Origin of the sequence: Synechococcus sp. H60.2 (assembly GCF_047462315.1) — a bacterium.
In the GTDB taxonomy this organism is placed as follows: domain Bacteria; phylum Cyanobacteriota; class Cyanobacteriia; order Thermostichales; family Thermostichaceae; genus Thermostichus.
This window is the reverse complement of the sequence record NZ_JANSIZ010000055.1, coordinates 1-17691: the sequence shown is the minus strand read 5'-3', so window position 1 is coordinate 17691 and position 17691 is coordinate 1. Positions and strand designations below refer to the sequence as shown.

15 protein-coding genes and 1 pseudogene are annotated in these 17691 nt (G+C 59.9%); 8 read left to right on the top strand and 8 right to left on the bottom strand.

The window, feature by feature from the left end; genetic code table 11:
• A pseudogene (locus NW845_RS09500) lies at window positions 1–803 on the top strand (hypothetical protein); the annotation flags it as partial.
• Window positions 804–994: 191 nt separating this feature from the next.
• On the opposite strand, the gene cbiD reads toward NW845_RS09500, so the two are convergent.
• Window positions 995–2119, bottom strand: coding sequence for a cobalt-precorrin-5B (C(1))-methyltransferase CbiD (gene cbiD, locus NW845_RS09495; RefSeq protein ID WP_414378291.1), 1125 nt, complete (start codon window positions 2117–2119; stop codon window positions 995–997).
• Between the two features lie 224 nt (window positions 2120–2343).
• Here cbiD and NW845_RS09490 point away from each other — a divergent pair, with 224 nt between their 5' ends.
• Window positions 2344–2697 carry a hypothetical protein gene (locus NW845_RS09490; protein ID WP_414378289.1) on the top strand — a complete coding sequence of 118 codons (354 nt, stop codon included), beginning with the start codon at window positions 2344–2346 and terminating at the stop codon, window positions 2695–2697.
• Window position 2698: 1 nt separating this feature from the next.
• Here the strand turns inward: NW845_RS09490 and def are convergent, their stop codons facing one another.
• The 4 genes from def to NW845_RS09470 form a co-directional block, all read right to left on the bottom strand.
• The gene (def, locus tag NW845_RS09485) at window positions 2699–3295 is read right to left on the bottom strand and encodes a peptide deformylase (RefSeq protein WP_414363731.1); all 597 of its coding nucleotides are present in this window, start codon (window positions 3293–3295) and stop codon (window positions 2699–2701) included.
• Between the two features lie 78 nt (window positions 3296–3373).
• Window positions 3374–3682: a DUF3593 domain-containing protein gene (locus tag NW845_RS09480; protein ID WP_414378287.1), complete on the bottom strand. Its 309-nt coding sequence runs from the start codon at window positions 3680–3682 to the stop codon at window positions 3374–3376.
• Window positions 3683–3685: 3 nt separating this feature from the next.
• Window positions 3686–4012, bottom strand: a complete 327-nt coding sequence (locus NW845_RS09475; protein ID WP_414363727.1) for a DUF2499 domain-containing protein — start codon at window positions 4010–4012, stop codon at window positions 3686–3688.
• Window positions 4012–4188, bottom strand: a complete 177-nt coding sequence (locus tag NW845_RS09470) for an NblA/ycf18 family protein (RefSeq protein WP_414363725.1) — start codon at window positions 4186–4188, stop codon at window positions 4012–4014. Before NW845_RS09470 ends, NW845_RS09475 begins: the two co-directional genes overlap by 1 nt.
• A 379-nt stretch (window positions 4189–4567) precedes the next feature.
• Between NW845_RS09470 and NW845_RS09465 the strand changes: the two genes are divergently transcribed.
• Together NW845_RS09465 and NW845_RS09460 are read left to right on the top strand one after the other, a co-directional pair.
• Window positions 4568–4819, top strand: a complete 252-nt coding sequence (locus NW845_RS09465) for an RNA recognition motif domain-containing protein (protein WP_011429047.1) — start codon at window positions 4568–4570, stop codon at window positions 4817–4819.
• 117 nt (window positions 4820–4936) lie between these two features.
• A complete protein-coding gene (locus NW845_RS09460) occupies window positions 4937–6241 on the top strand; it encodes a metallophosphoesterase family protein (protein WP_414363723.1) in 1305 nt (434 codons plus the stop codon).
• Between the two features lie 276 nt (window positions 6242–6517).
• Here the strand turns inward: NW845_RS09460 and speA are convergent, their stop codons facing one another.
• Entirely contained in the window at window positions 6518–8443 is a 1926-nt protein-coding gene (speA, locus tag NW845_RS09455; RefSeq protein WP_414363721.1) for a biosynthetic arginine decarboxylase, read from the bottom strand.
• Window positions 8444–8903: 460 nt separating this feature from the next.
• Here speA and pstS point away from each other — a divergent pair, with 460 nt between their 5' ends.
• The 3 genes from pstS to NW845_RS09440 all read left to right on the top strand — a co-directional run bounded on the left by pstS (window position 8904) and on the right by NW845_RS09440 (window position 13302).
• A complete protein-coding gene (pstS, locus tag NW845_RS09450) occupies window positions 8904–9995 on the top strand; it encodes a phosphate ABC transporter substrate-binding protein PstS (RefSeq protein WP_414378284.1) in 1092 nt (363 codons plus the stop codon).
• A 249-nt stretch (window positions 9996–10244) separates the two neighbouring features.
• Window positions 10245–12137 (top strand): molecular chaperone DnaK, encoded by a 1893-nt coding sequence (gene dnaK / locus NW845_RS09445; RefSeq protein WP_414363717.1) that lies wholly within the window; start codon window positions 10245–10247, stop codon window positions 12135–12137.
• Window positions 12138–12324: 187 nt separating this feature from the next.
• Window positions 12325–13302: a DnaJ C-terminal domain-containing protein gene (locus NW845_RS09440; RefSeq protein ID WP_414378282.1), complete on the top strand. Its 978-nt coding sequence runs from the start codon at window positions 12325–12327 to the stop codon at window positions 13300–13302.
• Here NW845_RS09440 and NW845_RS09435 read toward each other — a convergent pair.
• The gene (locus tag NW845_RS09435) at window positions 13299–14612 is read right to left on the bottom strand and encodes a (Fe-S)-binding protein (RefSeq protein WP_414378280.1); all 1314 of its coding nucleotides are present in this window, start codon (window positions 14610–14612) and stop codon (window positions 13299–13301) included. The genes NW845_RS09440 and NW845_RS09435 overlap by 4 nt on opposite strands.
• 307 nt (window positions 14613–14919) lie before the next feature.
• Here NW845_RS09435 and NW845_RS09430 point away from each other — a divergent pair, with 307 nt between their 5' ends.
• Window positions 14920–15240 carry a hypothetical protein gene (locus tag NW845_RS09430; protein WP_414378278.1) on the top strand — a complete coding sequence of 107 codons (321 nt, stop codon included), beginning with the start codon at window positions 14920–14922 and terminating at the stop codon, window positions 15238–15240.
• Here the strand turns inward: NW845_RS09430 and NW845_RS09425 are convergent.
• On the bottom strand, window positions 15237–17123 hold the full coding sequence (locus NW845_RS09425; protein WP_414378276.1) for an AMP-dependent synthetase/ligase: 1887 nt from the start codon (window positions 17121–17123) through the stop codon (window positions 15237–15239). The two genes, NW845_RS09430 and NW845_RS09425, sit on opposite strands and share 4 nt — an antisense overlap.
• Window positions 17124–17691: the final 568 nt, after the last annotated feature.

The following is a 17691-nucleotide window of genomic DNA, read 5'->3' as shown; positions in this document are numbered from 1 at the left end:
ATCGCCCCCTGCCCATCTATCCTCTGCTGGTGATGCTCTACTTTGGCCAGGAGACTCTGCAGAAGGGGCGGAGCAGCCTTTCGGTGGAGCAGTTTCGTCTGGATTTTCAGTTCAGCCACTCTCAACTCAAGCTGTTGTTCGACACCCACCCTGAGCACCCTCTCAATCGCCATCTGCTCGCTTTGGCAGCGCAACCAGAGGTGGAGTGGGGATCCGCCGAGCTGTTGCCCCAGATGCCGCCCCTTCTCCATCAACCTGCCGGGGGTAAGGTGGTCTTGGATCCGGATGAGCCGCCCCAGTTTCGCAGCAGTGGGATCCCTTCCTGTGCGGGGACAGACCCGCTGATGGCAGAGCGTCGCCGTCGGCGTCAGTTGGAGCGCAGCGAGCGCCACAACGAGATCTTGCACCACTTTCGCCGCTGGTTCCGCCTGGCCGGCCTGGAGGTGCGGGAAGACCAGCACACGTTTGACTTCCTGGCGGTGGCGGATGGAAACCTGCTTTTGGCCGAGGTGAAATTGCTACACCACAAAGATGCGGCAGAGGCGCTGCAGGAGGTGGTGGGGCAATTATTCTATTACGAGCGCTTTGCCCTCACCCCCTGGATCGAACAGGGCTTCTCCGTCCAGAAGGCGGCCGTTTTCGATGGTCCGCCCCCGGATCCCTACATTCGATTTCTGGAAGACCTGGGCATTGCCACCTACTGGATTAACGAACAGCAGATGATCGACGGGCCGGAGAACTCCTTGCGGCTGTTGCGCCAGATGGAAGTGCGGGTACGGCCGGATCCTGAGTTGGGAGATTAGCCTTTTTTTCGGCTCTAGCCTGACGGTCATTAGAGTCGTTTCAAGTAGCAATTCAAATAGCAATGAAATGTTTCTCTACGTCGTTATTTGGTACGCAACGCTGTCGCAAACGTGCCGGCAGCGCGGAGTGCGATCCCTAACTCCCCTCTCCCTTTGGGAGAGGGGCCGGGGGTGAGGAACAACAGCAGGAATCAAGGGCTTGGGGAGGAGATCCCAACCTGAGCGCAAACCTGGCCCTGCCGATCGAACAGGGTTACCTGCACCGGCAAGGATCGAGCAGCATACTTTTGCACATAGGCTGTTGCCCGCTGGCGGATTTGCCGAGTCAACTCCTGCAGCACCGGCTCTGCCCAGCCCAGCTCCTTCAGATACTGCACCGCTGCCTCCACCGTCCTTAGCTCTAGCACCTGCCGCGCCTGTTCGGCTGTTCCCCCGCAGCGGATGAGGGCTGCCACCAAGATTTCCAGGCGGGCATCGGCCACATGGCTGGAAGTGGTGAAGATGCCCCCTGCCAGCTTGATCAGCTTGCCGTGGTAGCCGATCAAATGAACCGACTCCGCCCCCCGCAACCCTGCTTCCACCAGCAGCGGCCCGATCCAATTGGCCACCAGTAGAATCTGTTCTGCCGGGATCCCTTGTCGCAGCGCCACCTGCTGCCCATGGCTGCCCACACAAAAGGCCAGATGTCTGTGCTTCTCCAACTTCTGCTGCAATTCGCAGCGGGCCCGCTCCAGGCTCTCGGCACCGGCAGAAGGCTCCACCTCCGCCCGCGTTCCCAAGAGAGCCAGTCCTTCCAGCACCCCAAACGCCGCATTAGAAGTCCGCTCCGCCAAGAGTTTTCCCTCCGGCAAGATGATGCGCACCCGCAGCCGATAACCCTCTGGGATCCCAGACAAAAGGTTAATCTCAAACAGGCGCCGGGCGTAGGCATAGATGGCCGGGCTGCCGTCAGCGTGTCGTCCTAGCCCCTCCCCCGCTTCCAGGAGCAAAGGGAGAGCGGTGGGATCCCGTTCCTCCAAACTCACCCAGGCCCAGACCGGTGTGTTGCGGGTGAGATCCAGGTGAGGGCCGGGATCCGAGCGGGTAATGGCCAGAGCCGTGTTCTCCGACAAAGCCGCCACCTGCTCCACCGGGATCCTGACCCAGCCGGCAGCAGATCCCGTTTCAGGCTCCACCTGCACCGCAATGACAGGATGAGCGCCGTTCTGCTCCAAAGCGATCCCGATGAGACGGTGGAAAGCAGCCTTAGCAGCAGCCACCGCAAACACGGGCAAGGTATAGCCCTGTTGGGGAGAGGGGAGAACCGCATCCTGCATTTTTTGCCTGGAAATAGAGAGGAACCTGCTCTGGAAAAAACTTTGGAGAGAGCCTGCCTCAATTGTGGCCAACGCCAACCCGCAGGACTGGCTTGCTAGGGCAAACTCCTGAAGCCGACGTTTAGTTCTCCAACTGCGTAATCGTTAAATGATCTGGGGGAAGAAGGGGAGGAGCGAGAACTTATCTCTTTCAATAAAAGTAAAGAGTCAGAACCGGGGCAGCTATGAGCGAAGCAGTGCAGCACTATTTTGAGCGTCTGGAGTTGCAAATTCAGGAGCTGAAAGCTGCCATCGAGCGGATGCCGGAGCAGGTGGCGGCTGCTCTTCTGGCAAAGCAGGAGGCTAAAAAAAATGTCCCCGCCCCCTCCCGTTACAGCGTTCTCACCTCAGACTTGGTGGAAGATGGGAGCCACAACTTTTTGCTGGATGATGAACCCACTGGGGTAAGCAGCCGCAGCATGGGACACGAGCTTGCCCCAGAAGCCCAAATCCAGCGCCTAAGCGCCCAGCTAACCGCTGCCTACAACCGCATTGCCGCCCTAGAAGAACAGCTCTTGGCGCAGCGCCTGCAGCAATGACCTAGCGAGGCTGCGGTGAAGGGGTGGCAAGTATGCTGTTTTTGCGCTGCACATCTTGCATCTGGAAGCCGTGCTTGCGCAGCTCCTGATCCAACAGCAGCTCGTTCTCCACGTGATCCACAAACAGCACACCGTTGAGGTGATCGATTTCGTGTTGGATAACCCGCGCCAGCAGGTCGTCGGCTTGGAGGGTGCGGGGCCGCCCGGTTTCGTCCTTAAATGAAACCACCACCCCCTGCGCACGCATGACCTCGCAGAAGACGCCCGGAATGCTAAGGCAGCCTTCCTGGCCAGCTACTACTTCGCCCAGGTACTCGCGGATCTCCGGGTTGATCAGCACCAGCGGTGGCACCTCTGGCTTATCGGGATAGAGATCCACCACAATCAAGCGCTTAGGAATGCCCACCTGAGGAGCTGCCAGGCCGATGCCATCGGCACTGTACATAGTCTGCAGCATGTCTCGCGCCAACTGGCGAATCTCGTCGTTGACCTGGCTGACGCGCTTAGCCGGCTGCCGCAGCACCTTGTCACCCATCCGATGGATGCGCAGAGGCGGGTTTTTCAGTTTGGCTTTGGGGACAGAAAGGGTGGCCACCATCCGGCAGGTCTCTCAGAATAAACAGCAGAAGACGTCCAGTCTAGACCTCCATTCTACATTCAGGTTCGTTTGCCATGACTACGACTCGGAGCTGCCGTCCCCAGCCTCTAGGGATCCTTGTTGGTCAATGGCTTGTTTGAAGCCCAGAGCCACCAGAATGTTGGAGAGGGTGAGAAAAGCCTCTGCCGCCCCATGCAAGGGATCCACATTGGCTAGGGAAGTGCCGTAATGGAGTTGGGCATACAACCCTGCCGGGATGCTAACGGCCACAAACAGTAGCAGCAGCCAAAACCCAATCAGGGCCAGGCGCGGGATCCGGCGCAGCCGCGACAGGAAAAACAAGAAGACCAAATAGGGGAAGAGAGAGAGGGCAAACAAACTGTCCATTGCCTAGCTTGGATCCCTCCTCCCAAGGGACTTTTCCGCCTGCTCCGCCCGCCAAATGCGGTAGGCAGCCCAGGCTAGAGTGCAATTGCCCAGAAGCGTCAAGCTCGCCTGGACAGTGACCACCCAGTTGAGAGCGGGATCGTTGTCAAACCAGTGCCAGGTAATGGCACACATTGCCCCCAGTAGGGCAGGCAACATCGCCCAGCTCAAGCCGCGCCACTCTGGCCGGCCTATTCGCTCCCCAAACTGCCACACGCAAACAATGGCCGCCAGCCATTCCAAGACGCTGGCAATATGAATCCACCAGGTGGGAAGCGAAAGGACATGCATTAGACGCTGAGGGAATGACGCAGCAACTGGCGGTAGGTGGCCTCCTGTAACAGCATTTGCTTGTGCAGTTTGACCAGGATGTCCTTGGCCTGCTCAGGGCTCATGCGAGCTACCAGCGTCTCGAAAGCCCGCTGGCGAAATTCTTGCTCCAGAGAGAGACCTAGCGTTTCATCCATTATCGTCACCTTGAGACTCTTAGGGTAGGAGGGAGTCTCGCGCTAGGATATCCCAGCGCTGCTCCCGACAAGCACTGCAAGCAGGACAATACATATCTTAATAACCTAGTTTAACAAGTTGCAACAAAATGGCAAGTGCCTCCGGATCCTGGTCCGGCCAGGGCTGGAGGGGAAACTCAACAAAGGAGCGGGAAAAGTACACTCCCGCAAAGTTTGATAAAAGCACATTTTGGATAGGGAAGTGCGAAGATTTTTGAGCGGCGATCCCTTTACATCCTGTCATGTTGGGCGATTAGGCGGGGCCTCATGATAAAAGTGAAGTACCTTGAGCCTTGGTTGCCGCTCTTTCCGATTTGCGCCTTGCTTTGCTTGAATTGCCATGACCATTTTTGTGGGAAACCTAAACTATAAAGCCTCAACGGAAGAGCTAGCGGCTTTCTTCCAGCAGAGGTGGAACGTTAAGTCAGTTACAATTCCGATAGACCGAGAAACCGGCCAGACACGGGGCTTCGCGTTCGTGGATTTGGCCACGGAGGCCGAGGAAGAGGAGGCCATCGACGTCGCCAACGGCCAGGAATTTATGGGCCGACCTTTGCGTTTGGATCGAGCCAGGCCGCGCCGACAGGCTTAGCTTCAGCGGGAATTCCTCATCTGACTCCGAGGGAGGTGCCAATCCAAAAGTTGGCAACGCAGGCAATGGCGGGCAGGAGTGAGGGCAACGGCTGGAAGGGCTTTAAGGCTGTTTGAGATGGTAAAGCTGCTGCATCTTTCCGATATTCATTTGGGCAGTGGCTTGGCCTACGGCTCCATCAACCCGGCTACGGGGCTGAACACGCGTTTGGAGGATTTTGTCACTTCTTTGCGCCTGTGCATTGATCGTGCCCTCGATCGGGCTGTGGATCTGGTGCTGTTTGGGGGCGATGCCTTTCCCGATGCGACGCCGCCGCCTCTGCACCAAGAGCTCTTTGCCCAACAATTTCGCCGCCTGGCCGATGCCGGGATCCCGACCGTTCTGCTGGTGGGCAACCACGACCAGTACGGGCAGGGGCAAGAAGGCAACAGCTTGGCTATCTACCGCGCTCTGGGGGTGGCAGGATTTGTTGTGGGGGATCGGCTGCAGACCCATTGGATTGAAACTCGCAGCGGCCCGGTGCAGGTGACCACCTTGCCTTGGCTGAACCGCTCCACCCTGCTTGCCCGCCAGGAGAGCCTGGATCTCAATGCCGAAGTGTTCACTCATCAGCTCCTTCAGCGCCTAAATCTGGCTCTGGAAGGGGAGATCCGCACTTTGCAGCCAGGGATCCCGGCAATTTTGTTGGCCCATGTGATGGTGGAGACGGCCCGCTACGGGGCAGAGCGGCATCTTTCGGTGGGCAAGGGACTGACGGTGCCCCTCTCGCTGCTGGCGCGGCCCGCCTACCAATACGTGGCTTTGGGTCATGTGCATCGTCACCAGGTGTTGTGTCGGCAGCCGTTGGTGATCTATCCCGGCAGCATTGAGCGAGTAGACTTTGGGGAGGAAAAAGAGGAAAAGGGTTGTGTGTTGGCAGAGGTTACGGCCACAGGGGCCAGCTACGAATTTTTGCCCTTACCCACCCGCACCTTTCACACCATCCGCCTCGATCTCACCCCCTATCCCCCCCAGCAGGTGCAGGCCAAACTGCTGGAGGCCATTGCCAAGGCGCCGGTGGCCGGCTCTATTCTGCGCCTGATCTACCGCCTCCGTCCCGACCAGCTCGATTGCGTTGACGAGCGGGCTCTGCACCAGGCCCTCGCCCCTGCCTTCAGCTACACCCTCGTCCCAGACGTGGTCAGCCCCAGCCGTATTCGCCTGCCGGGCCTGGATCCCAGCCGGCTGGAACCTTTGACTGCTCTGGAGCAGTATCTAGCCGACCGCACCGATCTGGCCCCCTTGCGCAACGAGTTGCTGGCGGCTGCCCGTCAGTTGCTGGCGGAAGCAGCAGATCCCTTGTCGGAGGGGAATGCCAACGGGGAGGAGGCGGATCCTGCAAGCCTTGCTGAAGGGGAAGAGCAGCAATTGCCCTTGTTTTAATGCCCTGCCTCTGTTTTAACCTTTGCCGCTAGTTGAGGGATTCTTAACCGGGTGATCCGGATCACTTCGAGAGGGGGGAAAACGCCAGAGACTAGAGCTGGGTTGAAGACGTTGGCAACGACGGCATCAGCTCACTCACAGGGAACTGGCCAAGGCTGGTGGCATCTCGTCCACCAGTCTTTTTTGTTTTGGTCAGAAAAAGGATCCCGGCCCACAACCGGGATCCCCTGCTGTTTACTTTTTAGTCTAGGCCTTTGCCCCTACCCACTACCCCCGTCAGCGGTGCAAGTAGGTGTAGGCCCGCAGGTTGTCTTCAAAGTGCTGCTGCAAAGCGCGGGCCTGGGCTAGGCTAATTTGGCCCCGTTGCAGGGCGGCTTCGGTGGCGTGGTGCAGGGTTTCCACCAGATCTTCGCTGTTGTACTGTACCCAGCTCAGCACTTCGCCGATGGTGTCCCCCTTGATGACTTGGGTGACTTGGTAGCCGCCGGGACGGGTGCGGATGTGCACGGCGTTGGTGTCGCCAAACAGGTTGTGCAGATCCCCCAGGATCTCCTGGTAGGCGCCTCCCAGAAACACCCCCAGCAGGTAGGGCTGCCCATCGGGATCGTGCAGCGGCAAGACCGAGGTGATCTGCCCGTCTTCGCCAAAGAAGCGGTTGATCTTGCCGTCGCTGTCGCAGGTCAGATCCGCCAAGGTGGCCCACTGGCGCGGCTCCTCGTCCAGACGGTGGATGGGCATGATGGGAAACACTTGGTCGATGGCCCAGCTATCCGGCAGGGATTGGAAGAGGGAGAAATTGCCGTAGTAGATGCTGGCCAGCATTTCGTCCAGATCCAGAAGATCCACCGCCACCGGCTGCCCTGCCTGGTGCTGCTCGTAGGCCAGCGTGCAGATCTTGTCGGAGCAGTTCCAAAACAGCCGCTCCACCTCGGCCCGCTCCCGCAAGCTGAGGGATCCCTCGGTAAATTGGCGCAGGGCGGCTTCTTTGAGCTCCTGGCAGCGGCGATAGTCGGCCACCAGGGTCTCGGGCCGGATCTCGTAGTAAAGCTGATTTAGCTTCTGGATCACCTCGGCATCGGACGTGAGCTGGGTGGGCATGGGATAGGGGCTGGCGGCGTTGACATCCTGCACGTCAAAGACCAGCACCGACTGGTGGGACATCAGGGCCCGCCCGCTTTCGGTCACCAGCACCGGCGGCTGGATCCCGTGCGGCTGCAGGGCACTCAGCACCGTCTGCACCACGGTGGCGGCGTAATCCTCCAAGCTGTAGCTCTGGGAGAAATGGCTGGTGGACTGGGATCCGTCGTAATCAACCCCCAAGCCGCCGCCGATATCCAGATAGCCCATCGGCGCCCCCAGTTTGACCAGCTCGATGTAGATCTGGCTGGCCTCCCGCACGGCCCGCCCATGCACGCTCACCATCGAGATCTGCGAGCCAATGTGGTAGTGCAACAGACGCAGACAGTGCAGCTTGCCGGCCTCCCGCAGCCGTTCCACCACCTGCAACATCTCCGTGGCCGTGAGGCCGAACTTGGCCCGATCCCCAGCCGAGGTGCCCCAACGCCCGATCCCTTGGGCTGAGAGCTTGGCCCGCACCCCCAGGATGGGATCAATGCCCAGGTGCTCGGCAGCCTGCAGCACCAGCTCCAGCTCCTGCAGCCGCTCCAGGACGATGATGGGGGTGCGCCCCAGCCGCTGGGCCAAGAGAGCCGTTTCCATAAAATCGCGGTCTTTGTAGCCGTTGCAGATCAACAGAGCCCCAGGCGTATCCAGCAGAGCCAGGGCAATCAACAGCTCCGGCTTGGAGCCTGCCTCCAGCCCAAAGTGGTAGGCGCGACCGTGCTTGACCACCTCTTCCACCAGGTGGCGCTGCTGGTTCACCTTGACCGGGTAAACCCCCCGATAGACGTTGGGGTAGCCAAAGCGCTCGATGGCCTGCTGAAAGCTCTCGCAAATCCGCCGCATGCGGTCGGCCACGATCTCGGGAAAGCGAATCAACAAAGGCAACTGCAAACCCCGCGCCACCAGATCCATTACCAGGTGGTACAGGTCGATGCCAGGTTCCTGCTGCTGTAGGCCCTGTGGGGTTACCTCCACATGACCGGCGGCGTTGATACGGAAGTAGGGATCCCCCCAACCGGAGATGCGATAGAGCTTTTCGCTGTCTCGCAGTGTCCAGGGAGAACGAGTCAAAGTCGGCATAGTAGTCCCCCAGATACCGAGATGTAAACAGCGCAGGATTTCTGCACAGAATCCACAATATATTGCTCTATTCCAAGATATGTCAAGATTTTTCCAAGGCAGGGGGGATCCGGCCCGAAACCGGCTAAGCCTTGCCAGATAAGGCTTTGGCCTGGGGATCCCTCTGCAGTTGCTGCAGAACTCAACTCTTTCATTCTCTTTCTTTCGCTGTTTTTCTTTGTTTTTCTCGAGCAAGCTCTGTTTTCCGTCTCTTGAGACAAAGACAGAGTTGGGATCCCCGTTTTTGCCGAAGCGCGCAGCGAACCCTGCGGGGATCGGCGACCAGTTGGTGAAGAGAAGAAGCCGACTTTTGCGGGAAGTTGCCCCCTCTGGTGCTTGCCAGAGCTAAAGATGGCAGCCCTTGACAGAACTCCGTGGGCAAGACTAAGGATCGGGGCGGAGAGCTTGGAGCGCCTCAGCCATGGTTCAACTGCCCCGCTGCCGCCGTCGAGAAATGCTGCTGTCGTTGCTGGCTGCTGCCGGCCTAAGCGCCTGCCAACAGGGATCCCGTTCTGGCCAAGCCGGCGATGCTGTCCCTGTTGCCGACAGCCAGTCTTCCGGGGAGATTGTGTTGATCAACGGGGCTGGGGCTACCTTCCCGGCCCCTCTGTATTTGCGCTGGTTTTCCGACTACCGCCAGGTGGATCCCAAAGTGGAAATCAACTTCCAGCCGGTGGGCAGTGCCACCGGGATCCGCCAATTTATCGACCAGACGGTGGACTTTGCCGCCAGCGACGTGGCCATGACCGATGCCGAGATTGCCGAGGTGAAGCGGGGCGTGGTCATGATCCCAATGACAGCAGGCAGCATTGCCGTCGGCTACAACCTGCCCGGGATCCGCTCCGGCCTCAAGCTATCCCGCTCCGTCTTGGTGCAGATCTTCCGCGGCCAGATTACCCAGTGGCGGGATCCGCAGATTTTGGCCCTCAACCCCGATTTGGAGCTCCCCGACCTGCCCATCGCCGTCTGCTACCGCTCCGATGGCAGCGGCACCACCGACACCTTTACCCGCCACCTGGCCGCCATCGACCCCGCTTGGGCCGCCGAGATTGGTGTCGGCATGTCCTTGGAGTGGCCGGTGGGGATTGGGGTCAAGGGCAATGAGGGCATGAGCGCCCAGATGCTCTACAGCGAAGGGGTGATTGGCTATGTGGAATCGGTCTACGCCCGCGACCTGGATCTATCGGTGGCGGCCCTGGAAAACCGCCGCGGCGAGTTTGTCCTCCCCACCCCCGCAGCCTCGGCCCTGGCCCTGAGCGAAATCGAGCTGCCTGAGAACCTGCGGGCCTTTGAGCCGGATCCGTCCGGCGCCGGGGCTTATCCTATCGTCACCTACACCTGGATCCTGGCCTACCGCCAGTACCGGGATCCCGCTATTGCCACTGCCCTGCGGGCGGTGCTGCGCTGGGCCCTCAGCGAAGGACAAGCCCTGGCCGAAGCAATGGGCTACCTGCCCCTGGCCGAAACCGTTGTGGCCCGCAGCCTGGAAGCCCTGCAGCTTATCCAGAGCTAGCCGCCCTTGCCCCAAGCGGCCCTGGAAGCAAGGCCCCGGCAGGTACGGAGATCCGTAACTGCTCTGCCTTCCAGTTGCCAGAAATGGGCGGCATTCTCGCCCTGACCGCAATGCCCTGCTGGTTAGGATCGACCCAGAAAACGGCTAAATACCTGCTGAATTTTCACGGATTGGCTGCCCAAGCTACTTCATACAGCCTGGCGGCGGTAGCCGAGGTAACGTCTTGAACAAAAGGAGAACAAGGAGCCGATGGGAAAAGTTGTAGGAATTGACTTGGGCACAACCAACTCGGTTGTCGCCGTAATGGAAGGGGGCGTCCCCACTGTCATTCCCAATGCCGAGGGGAGCCGCACTACACCCTCGGTGGTCGCTTTCACCAAAGATGGGGAGCGCCTGGTGGGACAGATGGCCCGTCGCCAAGCGGTGCTCAACCCCGAGAACACTTTTTACTCCGTTAAGCGCTTCATCGGGCGCAAGTACGATGAGCTGAACGTCGATGCCAAGCGGGTCTCCTACCAGGTGCGGCGGGACGAGCGGGGCAACGTCAAGTTGTACTCACCCCGCATGAACAAAGAATTTGCCCCCGAGGAAATCTCGGCCATGGTGCTGCGCAAGCTGGTGGACGATGCCAGCCGCTACCTGGGCCAACCGGTTACCCAAGCCGTCATTACCGTCCCTGCCTACTTTAACGACTCGCAGCGGCAGGCCACCAAAGATGCCGGGAGGATCGCCGGCTTGGAAGTGCTGCGCATCATCAACGAGCCGACGGCGGCTTCTTTGGCCTATGGCTTGGACAAGCGCAACAACGAGACCATCCTCGTCTTCGACCTGGGCGGTGGCACCTTCGACGTGTCCATCCTGGAGGTGGGAGATGGGGTCTTTGAGGTGAAAGCCACCAGCGGCGATACCCAGTTGGGTGGCGACGACTTCGACAAGAAGATTGTCGACTGGATGGCCGAAGAGTTCAAGCGCATGGAAGGGATCGACCTGCGGCAAGACCGGCAGGCCCTGCAGCGGCTGACGGAAGCTGCCGAGAAGGCCAAGATCGAGCTGTCCAGTGTCTCCGAGACCACCATCAACCTGCCCTTCATCACCGCCACTGCCGATGGTCCAAAGCACCTGGAGCTGAAGCTCTCCCGCGCCCAGTTTGAACACCTCTGCGCCGACCTGCTGGAGCGCTGCAAAGGGCCGGTGGAGCAAGCCCTGCGGGATGCCAAGCTCACCAAGGCCGACATCAACGAAGTGGTGTTGGTGGGCGGCTCCACCCGCATCCCGGCGGTGCAGCGGCTGGTGAGAGAGCTGCTAGGCAAAGAGCCCAACCAAACTGTCAACCCTGATGAGGTGGTGGCCGTGGGTGCTGCCATCCAGGCCGGTGTGCTGGCGGGCGAGGTCAAAGATGTGTTGTTGCTGGATGTCACCCCCTTGTCTTTGGGGGTGGAAACCCTGGGCGGTATTGCCACCAAGCTGATCCCGCGCAACACCACCATCCCCACCCGCAAGTCGGAGATCTTCTCCACCGCCGAAGATGGGCAGACCTCGGTGGAAATCCACGTGGTGCAAGGGGAGCGGGAGCTGGCCCGCGACAACAAGTCCCTGGGCCGCTTCAAGCTGGACGGGATCCCGCCGGCTCCCCGCGGTGTGCCGCAGATCGAGGTGACCTTCGACATCGACGCCAACGGCATCCTCAAGGTGACGGCCAGAGACAAGGGCAGCGGCAAGGAGCAGAGCATCTCCATTACCGGCGCCTCCACGCTCGATAGCAAAGAGGTGGAGCGGATGATTGCCGAAGCCGAGAGATACGCTGCCGAAGACCGCGCCCGCCGCGAGAAAATCGAGCGCCGCAACAAGGCCGATTCTCTGGCCTACCAGGCTGAGCGGCAGTTGAAGGAGCTGGGAGACAAGATCTCCTCCAGCAAGCGCAGCCAAATCGAGACCTTGGTGCGAGAGCTGCGGGAGGCCATCCAGCGGGATGACGACAGCGCCATCCAGAGCAAAGAGCGGGAGCTGCAGGAGGCCCTTTACGCCATGAGCAGCGAGCTCTATCAGCAGCCCGGCGCCGCTTCGAGCTCTCCCTCTGGCTCGGGGACGACCTCCGGCGGCAGTGACGATGTCATCGACGCCGATTTCACCGAGACCAAGTGACGACAGTGGGATCCCTCTGCGGCCCCCTGGTTCAGGGCGGATCCCACCCTTATTCACAGCACCGATAATGAGGAGGGACGGGATAGGCGATGGCGTCTAGCCCGCCTTCTTCTCTTTGGGTCAACGGGTCGGAAGCCAACTGCTTGGGTTTCTGCCCATTCTCAGCAATTTGCCTGCGGACGCCTCCATGCAAAACTTTAAGGACTACTACAAGATTTTGGGGGTCAGCAAGACGGCCACCGCCGACGAGATTAAGCAGGCCTATCGGCGCCTGGCAAGAAAATATCACCCGGATGTTAACCCGAACAACAAAGCTGCCGAAGAGAAGTTCAAGGAGATCAACGAAGCCTACGAAGTTCTCTCGGATCCCAGCAAGCGCCGACAATACGACCAATTCGGCCAGTACCACCAGCAGGGTGGGTTCCGCTACCAGCGGGAGACCTACAGCCAGCCTTACAGCAGCAGCCCTTTTGGCGACAGCTCCTTCAGCGAAGACTTTGGGGGAAGCGGTTTTAGCAGTGGCGTCGATTTCAGCCAATTTGACGATTTTCAAGACTTCATCGATCAACTCCTGGGCCGGGTGCGCAACTCAGGCGCGGATCGCAGCAGCAGCTCCTCCAGCTCCGCCAGCAACGCCAACTACGATGCGGAGGCCACCATCCAGCTCACCATTCCCGAAGCTTTTGAGGGGGGCAAACGCCGCCTACGGGTGGGGGGGAATCGCACGTTGGAGGTCAATCTCCCTCCTGGGATCACACCGGGGAAGCGGATTCGCCTGCGCGGCCAAGGCCACCCCAACCCTAATGGGGGTGCTGGCGACCTGTATCTCAAGATCGAGCTGAAGGAGCACCCCTTCTACCGCCTTGAGGGGTTTGACGTCTACTGCGACTTGCCCATCAGCCCCAGCGAGGCCGTTTTGGGCGCCCAGGTGGAGGTGCCCACCTTGGATGGGGTGGTGAAGCTGCGCATCCCACCAGGAATGCAGCCAGGGCGAAAGTTGCGCCTAGCAGAGCGGGGTTTTCCCAAGGGCAACGGGGAGCGGGGCGATTTCTACGCGGTAGTTCAGATCTATTTGCCCACCCGTGTTTCGGAGGAGGAGCGGGAGCTCTACGAAAAGCTGCAACGGGTTCAGTCCTACGATCCCCGCGCCGCCCTCAAGCTCTAGCTAGACAATTGGAGAGCACGATCCAAAAGCTCCATCGGGTGATAAATGGGGATCCCAGCCTTGCCCTGCAGGTGCAGGTGCTTCTGAATTTGCAGGCGGCAGCCGATATTGGCAGAGACGATCCCCTGGGCACCGGTGTTGAGCAGGTTGACCACCTTCTGGGATCCCAGTTCGTCTGCTATCTGGGGTTGCAGCAGGTTGTAGACGCCAGAGCTGCCACAGCAGAGGGCGGCATCGACGGGATCCCGCAGTTCCAGCCCCGGAATTTGCCGTAGCAGTTGCCGCGGCTCCTGGCTGAGCCGTTGCCCGTGCAGCATGTGGCAGGCATCTTGGTAGGCCAGCACCAAGGGATCCGGCTGCAGGGGGTACAGGGGAGCAGTCAGCCCCACCTGAGCGAGAAACTCCTGGATATCCTTGACTTTGGCCGCAAACTGGGCCGCTTTCTCTCGGTAGTCGGGATCCTTGGCCAAAAGGTGGCCGTACTCCTTGAGGGTGTGGCCGCAGCCGGAGGCAGTCACCAAAATGGCATCCAGTTCGTAGCCGGCAAAAGCATCCACCATCCGGCGGGCGAGGGCTTCCGCCTGCTGCAGTTGCCCTTGGTGGTGGGGCAAGGCCGCACAACAGCCCTGGGCCGGCGGGATCACCACCTCACAGCCGTTGTGGGTCAATACGCGAATGCTGGCCTCGTTCACTTGGGGGGCAAACAGGCGCTGCACGCAGCCGAGGATCAGCCCCACGCGAAAGCGCCACTTGCCCACCGCCGGGATCCGCTCCGGATAGCGCTTGGGCAGCAGTTGTTCCACCTCCAGAGGGGGCAAGAGGGATTCCATGGCCGCCAGGCGCGGGGAGACTTTTTCCAACCCTTTCCGGACCCAGGCGCCGATCCCCATTTTTTGGTAGAGCCAAAGGGGCCAGAGCAGAGGCCGCAGCCGCTCCGGATAGGGGAAGAGGGAGAAGATGAACTGGCGGTACAGGTGCTCCCAGAGGTTGCGGCGGTAGTTGCGCTCGATCTGCGGGCGGGTGGCGGCAATCAGCCGGTCGTAGCGCACCCCTGAGGGGCAGGCGGTAACACAGGCCAAACAGCCCAAGCAGGTATCGAAATGGGAAACCACTGCTGCCGAGAGAGAGATTTGGCCCTGATTGAGGGCGTCCATCTGGTAGATGCGTCCCCGCGGCGAGTCCGTCTCCTTGCCGAGGACGCGGTAGCTGGGGCAGGTGGTCAGACAAAAGCCGCAGTGCACACAGGCATCGATTAGCTTGGGATCCGGCGGATCCAGGCTGTCAAAACTTGGCCCTTTGGATAAGCTCATTGGCCTTGATTTATCGCGCTCTCAACACAATCATCCGCATGCCAGGGAGGGGAGTGGCACCTCAGGGCTCCCTTCCGGGAGGGAAGTTGCTCCTGCTGCACCCAGCCAGTTTTTGAGACCATCGGCCCCCAGCAGGGATCGGGTTGTCGTCTTCTTGGAGAAAGGCCAGCGCTGGCCGCAAAGACTCGACCGGATCTGCGCTGGTGCCGCTCCCCGGTTCTTTGCATCTTAATCTCAGAACAGCATCCAAGCGCCCTGTTGGCCCGTATTACCCTGGAAAAGGGACACTTGCCCACCATCCAAAACCATGAACTGGCGATCCTTCCTCACTCCTAGTTTTTGGGCAACGGCTCTTTCCGCTCTCTGCCTGCCCAGCACTGCTTTTGCCCAGGCCAACCTGCGGGAGCTGCCCCCCGATCTGGCCGAACAGCTCACCACGGAGCAGATCTTGCAGGCCTGTGCCGCCAACCAAGCAGACACCCTGCCCAGTCCCTTCCCGGACGTGGTGCCGACCGATTGGGCCTACAAGGCAGTGCTTACCCTCTACTACTGCGGCGCCTACCGGGGGGCCATTCCCCCGGAGAGCTTCCGGCGCTACCTGGAGCAACAACGGGGATCCCAAACTTAGCTCCCCGTCGGGTACATCTCCTGGATAAGGTGAGCATAGCGCTCGGCTACTGGGTTGCGCTTAATTTTCAGCGTCTGGGTCAGGAGGCCATTTTCCACGCTCAGGGGCTCTGGCAAAAAGCGGAAGTCGGCAATTTGCTCGTGCGCTTGGTAGCCGGGACGCTCCTGGATGCGGGTTCGCACCTCCCGCAAGATCAACGTGCGCACCTGCGGGTGGGCCAGCAGCTCGGCCTCAGCAGTCGGGATCCCTTGCTCGGCGGCCCAAGCCTTGAGGGCCTCCAGGTTGGGGTAGATGAGGGCAGCCAGTTTCTTTTGGTCTTGGCCGACAATTACAATCTGACTGATGTAGGGGGATTGCAGGCAGGCATCCTCTAAGGGCTGCGGCTCGACGTTCTCTCCGTTAAGCAGCACAATCACGTCCTTGGCCCTGCCGGTGATCACCAGTTGCCCGTCGGGGGTGAGCCAGCCCAGATCCCCTGTTTCAAACCAGCCGTCGGGGCTGAGCACCTGGGCGGTGGCTTCTGGATTGTTGTAGTAGCCCATCATCACCTGTGGCCCCCGCGCCAGGATCAGCCCTCTTTCTCCCGGCGGCAGCGGCTGCCGGGTTTCCGGATTCACAATGCGAAACTCCGTGCCTGGCAAGGGGGGGCCAGCTGTGCCGCGCACATTGTTGTCGGGACGGCGCGCGCACAGCACTGGCGAGGTTTCGGTAAGGCCGTAGCCGTTGAGGATGGAAATGCCCACCACCTCGTAAAACAGATCCAGATAGGCGGGCAGGGATCCGCCGCCGCTGATGGCCTGTTGAAAATTGGGGCCCAAAGCCTGCCGCACCTTGCGGTAGATGAGCGCATCGGCCAGGCGGTGGACAGGCCAGAGCAGCCCCTGTTGCAGGCGGGCCCCCACTCGCACCCAAGGGCTGACATCGTAGTGCAAAATTGACTGGTTGCGGGCTATCCGCCCGGCGAGCACGTAGCTTTCGCTGGCTGCCATCAAGGTGCGGATCAGCCGCTGCATGAGGGGGCTTTTTTCCTTCAATTGTCTCTGGATCCCTTCGTAAACCGTCTCCCAGATGCGGGGCACTGCCACCAGATAGTGGGGCTGCTCCCGTTGCAAATCCTGCTTGATAAAGCGAGGGTTGGTATAGACCAGCGTACAGGCCTGGCTGAGGAGAAAATACTCGCAGGCCCGCTCGTAGGAGTGCCAGGTGGGCAGAATGGTCAGCACCTTCTCCCCAGGCCGGGGCTGCACCACCACACTCAAGTTCTCCACCTGGTGCATCAGGTTGCCGTGGCTGAGCATCACCCCCTTGGGGCGACCAGAGGTGCCAGAGGTGTAGATGATGGTGGCCAACTGGGATCGCTCCAGCCGCGGCGGCTCGTAGCGGCCTTCCCGCCCTTTCTGCAGCCACTGAGAGAAGTTCAATACTCCTGCCTCTTCTTCATCGGAAAGCAGCAGCAGCCGCTCCAGGCCCAGCTCCTGCACAACCGGCTCCACCCGCCTCAGGGTCTTCACATCCTGGGCAATCAAAGCCGTGCTGCCGGAGTGACGCAAAATGTAGCCCAGCTCACCCGGATCCGCCACGGCGCTGCGGGGCACATTGACCGCTCCCGTAAACAGCGTGGCCAGATCCGCCATCAGCCAGCGGGGGGAATTCTCGGCAAAAATGGCCACCCGATCCCCGGGGCGAATGCCCAAGGCCTGCAAGCCAGCAGCCAGCGTCTGAATGCCGCGGAACAGTTCCCCATATGAAATCTCAAGAACCGGCTGGGCATGGGGATCCCTGAGGGCAATCTGATCAGCAAACTTTTCGGCCAGGACTTGCCAGACGTTGAGTAAAGTCGTCCCTGGGGCGGTGGGAGTAGCAGCAGCGGAGACAGTCGCCATAAATCTGTACCCTAAATCACATTTACAGTCTAGTGAACTTGAGCCTTTTCTCCGGCTCCTCCTAGGACAGTTCTCAATCTGTCACCCAATCCAACCCCGTCCCCTTGTGGGGAAAAGGTAGGGATCAACGAGCTTCGACGGCCCCACCAGGGGTGCGTGAAGGAGAATTGCCAGATCTTTATAAGGCAAAATCCGAGGTTTGCTTTTCTATCCGTATTTCTCGCGATGATCTTATGGGCACGAGGCTGGCTATCTATGAGCAAGTTCAGGATTTACATCAGTTCCAAGAGCAACCGAAAGTTCTTGTCAGTCGAAACTTTCCTTCGGTAATTGTGGCAGATTTGCTAGACCTGCCAAGACTAGAGCTTTATGTCGAGCTTGGCTTCCCCCTATCCGATCTACCAAATGATGAAAGAATCTTAACTCGTGTTCACGTGATGAATAGAGATACTTTTAAAGATACAGCCTGTTAATTTAAAATAGGGTACAGGTTTTAAGAGGAAGGAGAGAAGGGAATGCCAACCCATTCTTTGGATCTACGGCAAAGGGTCGTGGCAGCTTATCTGGC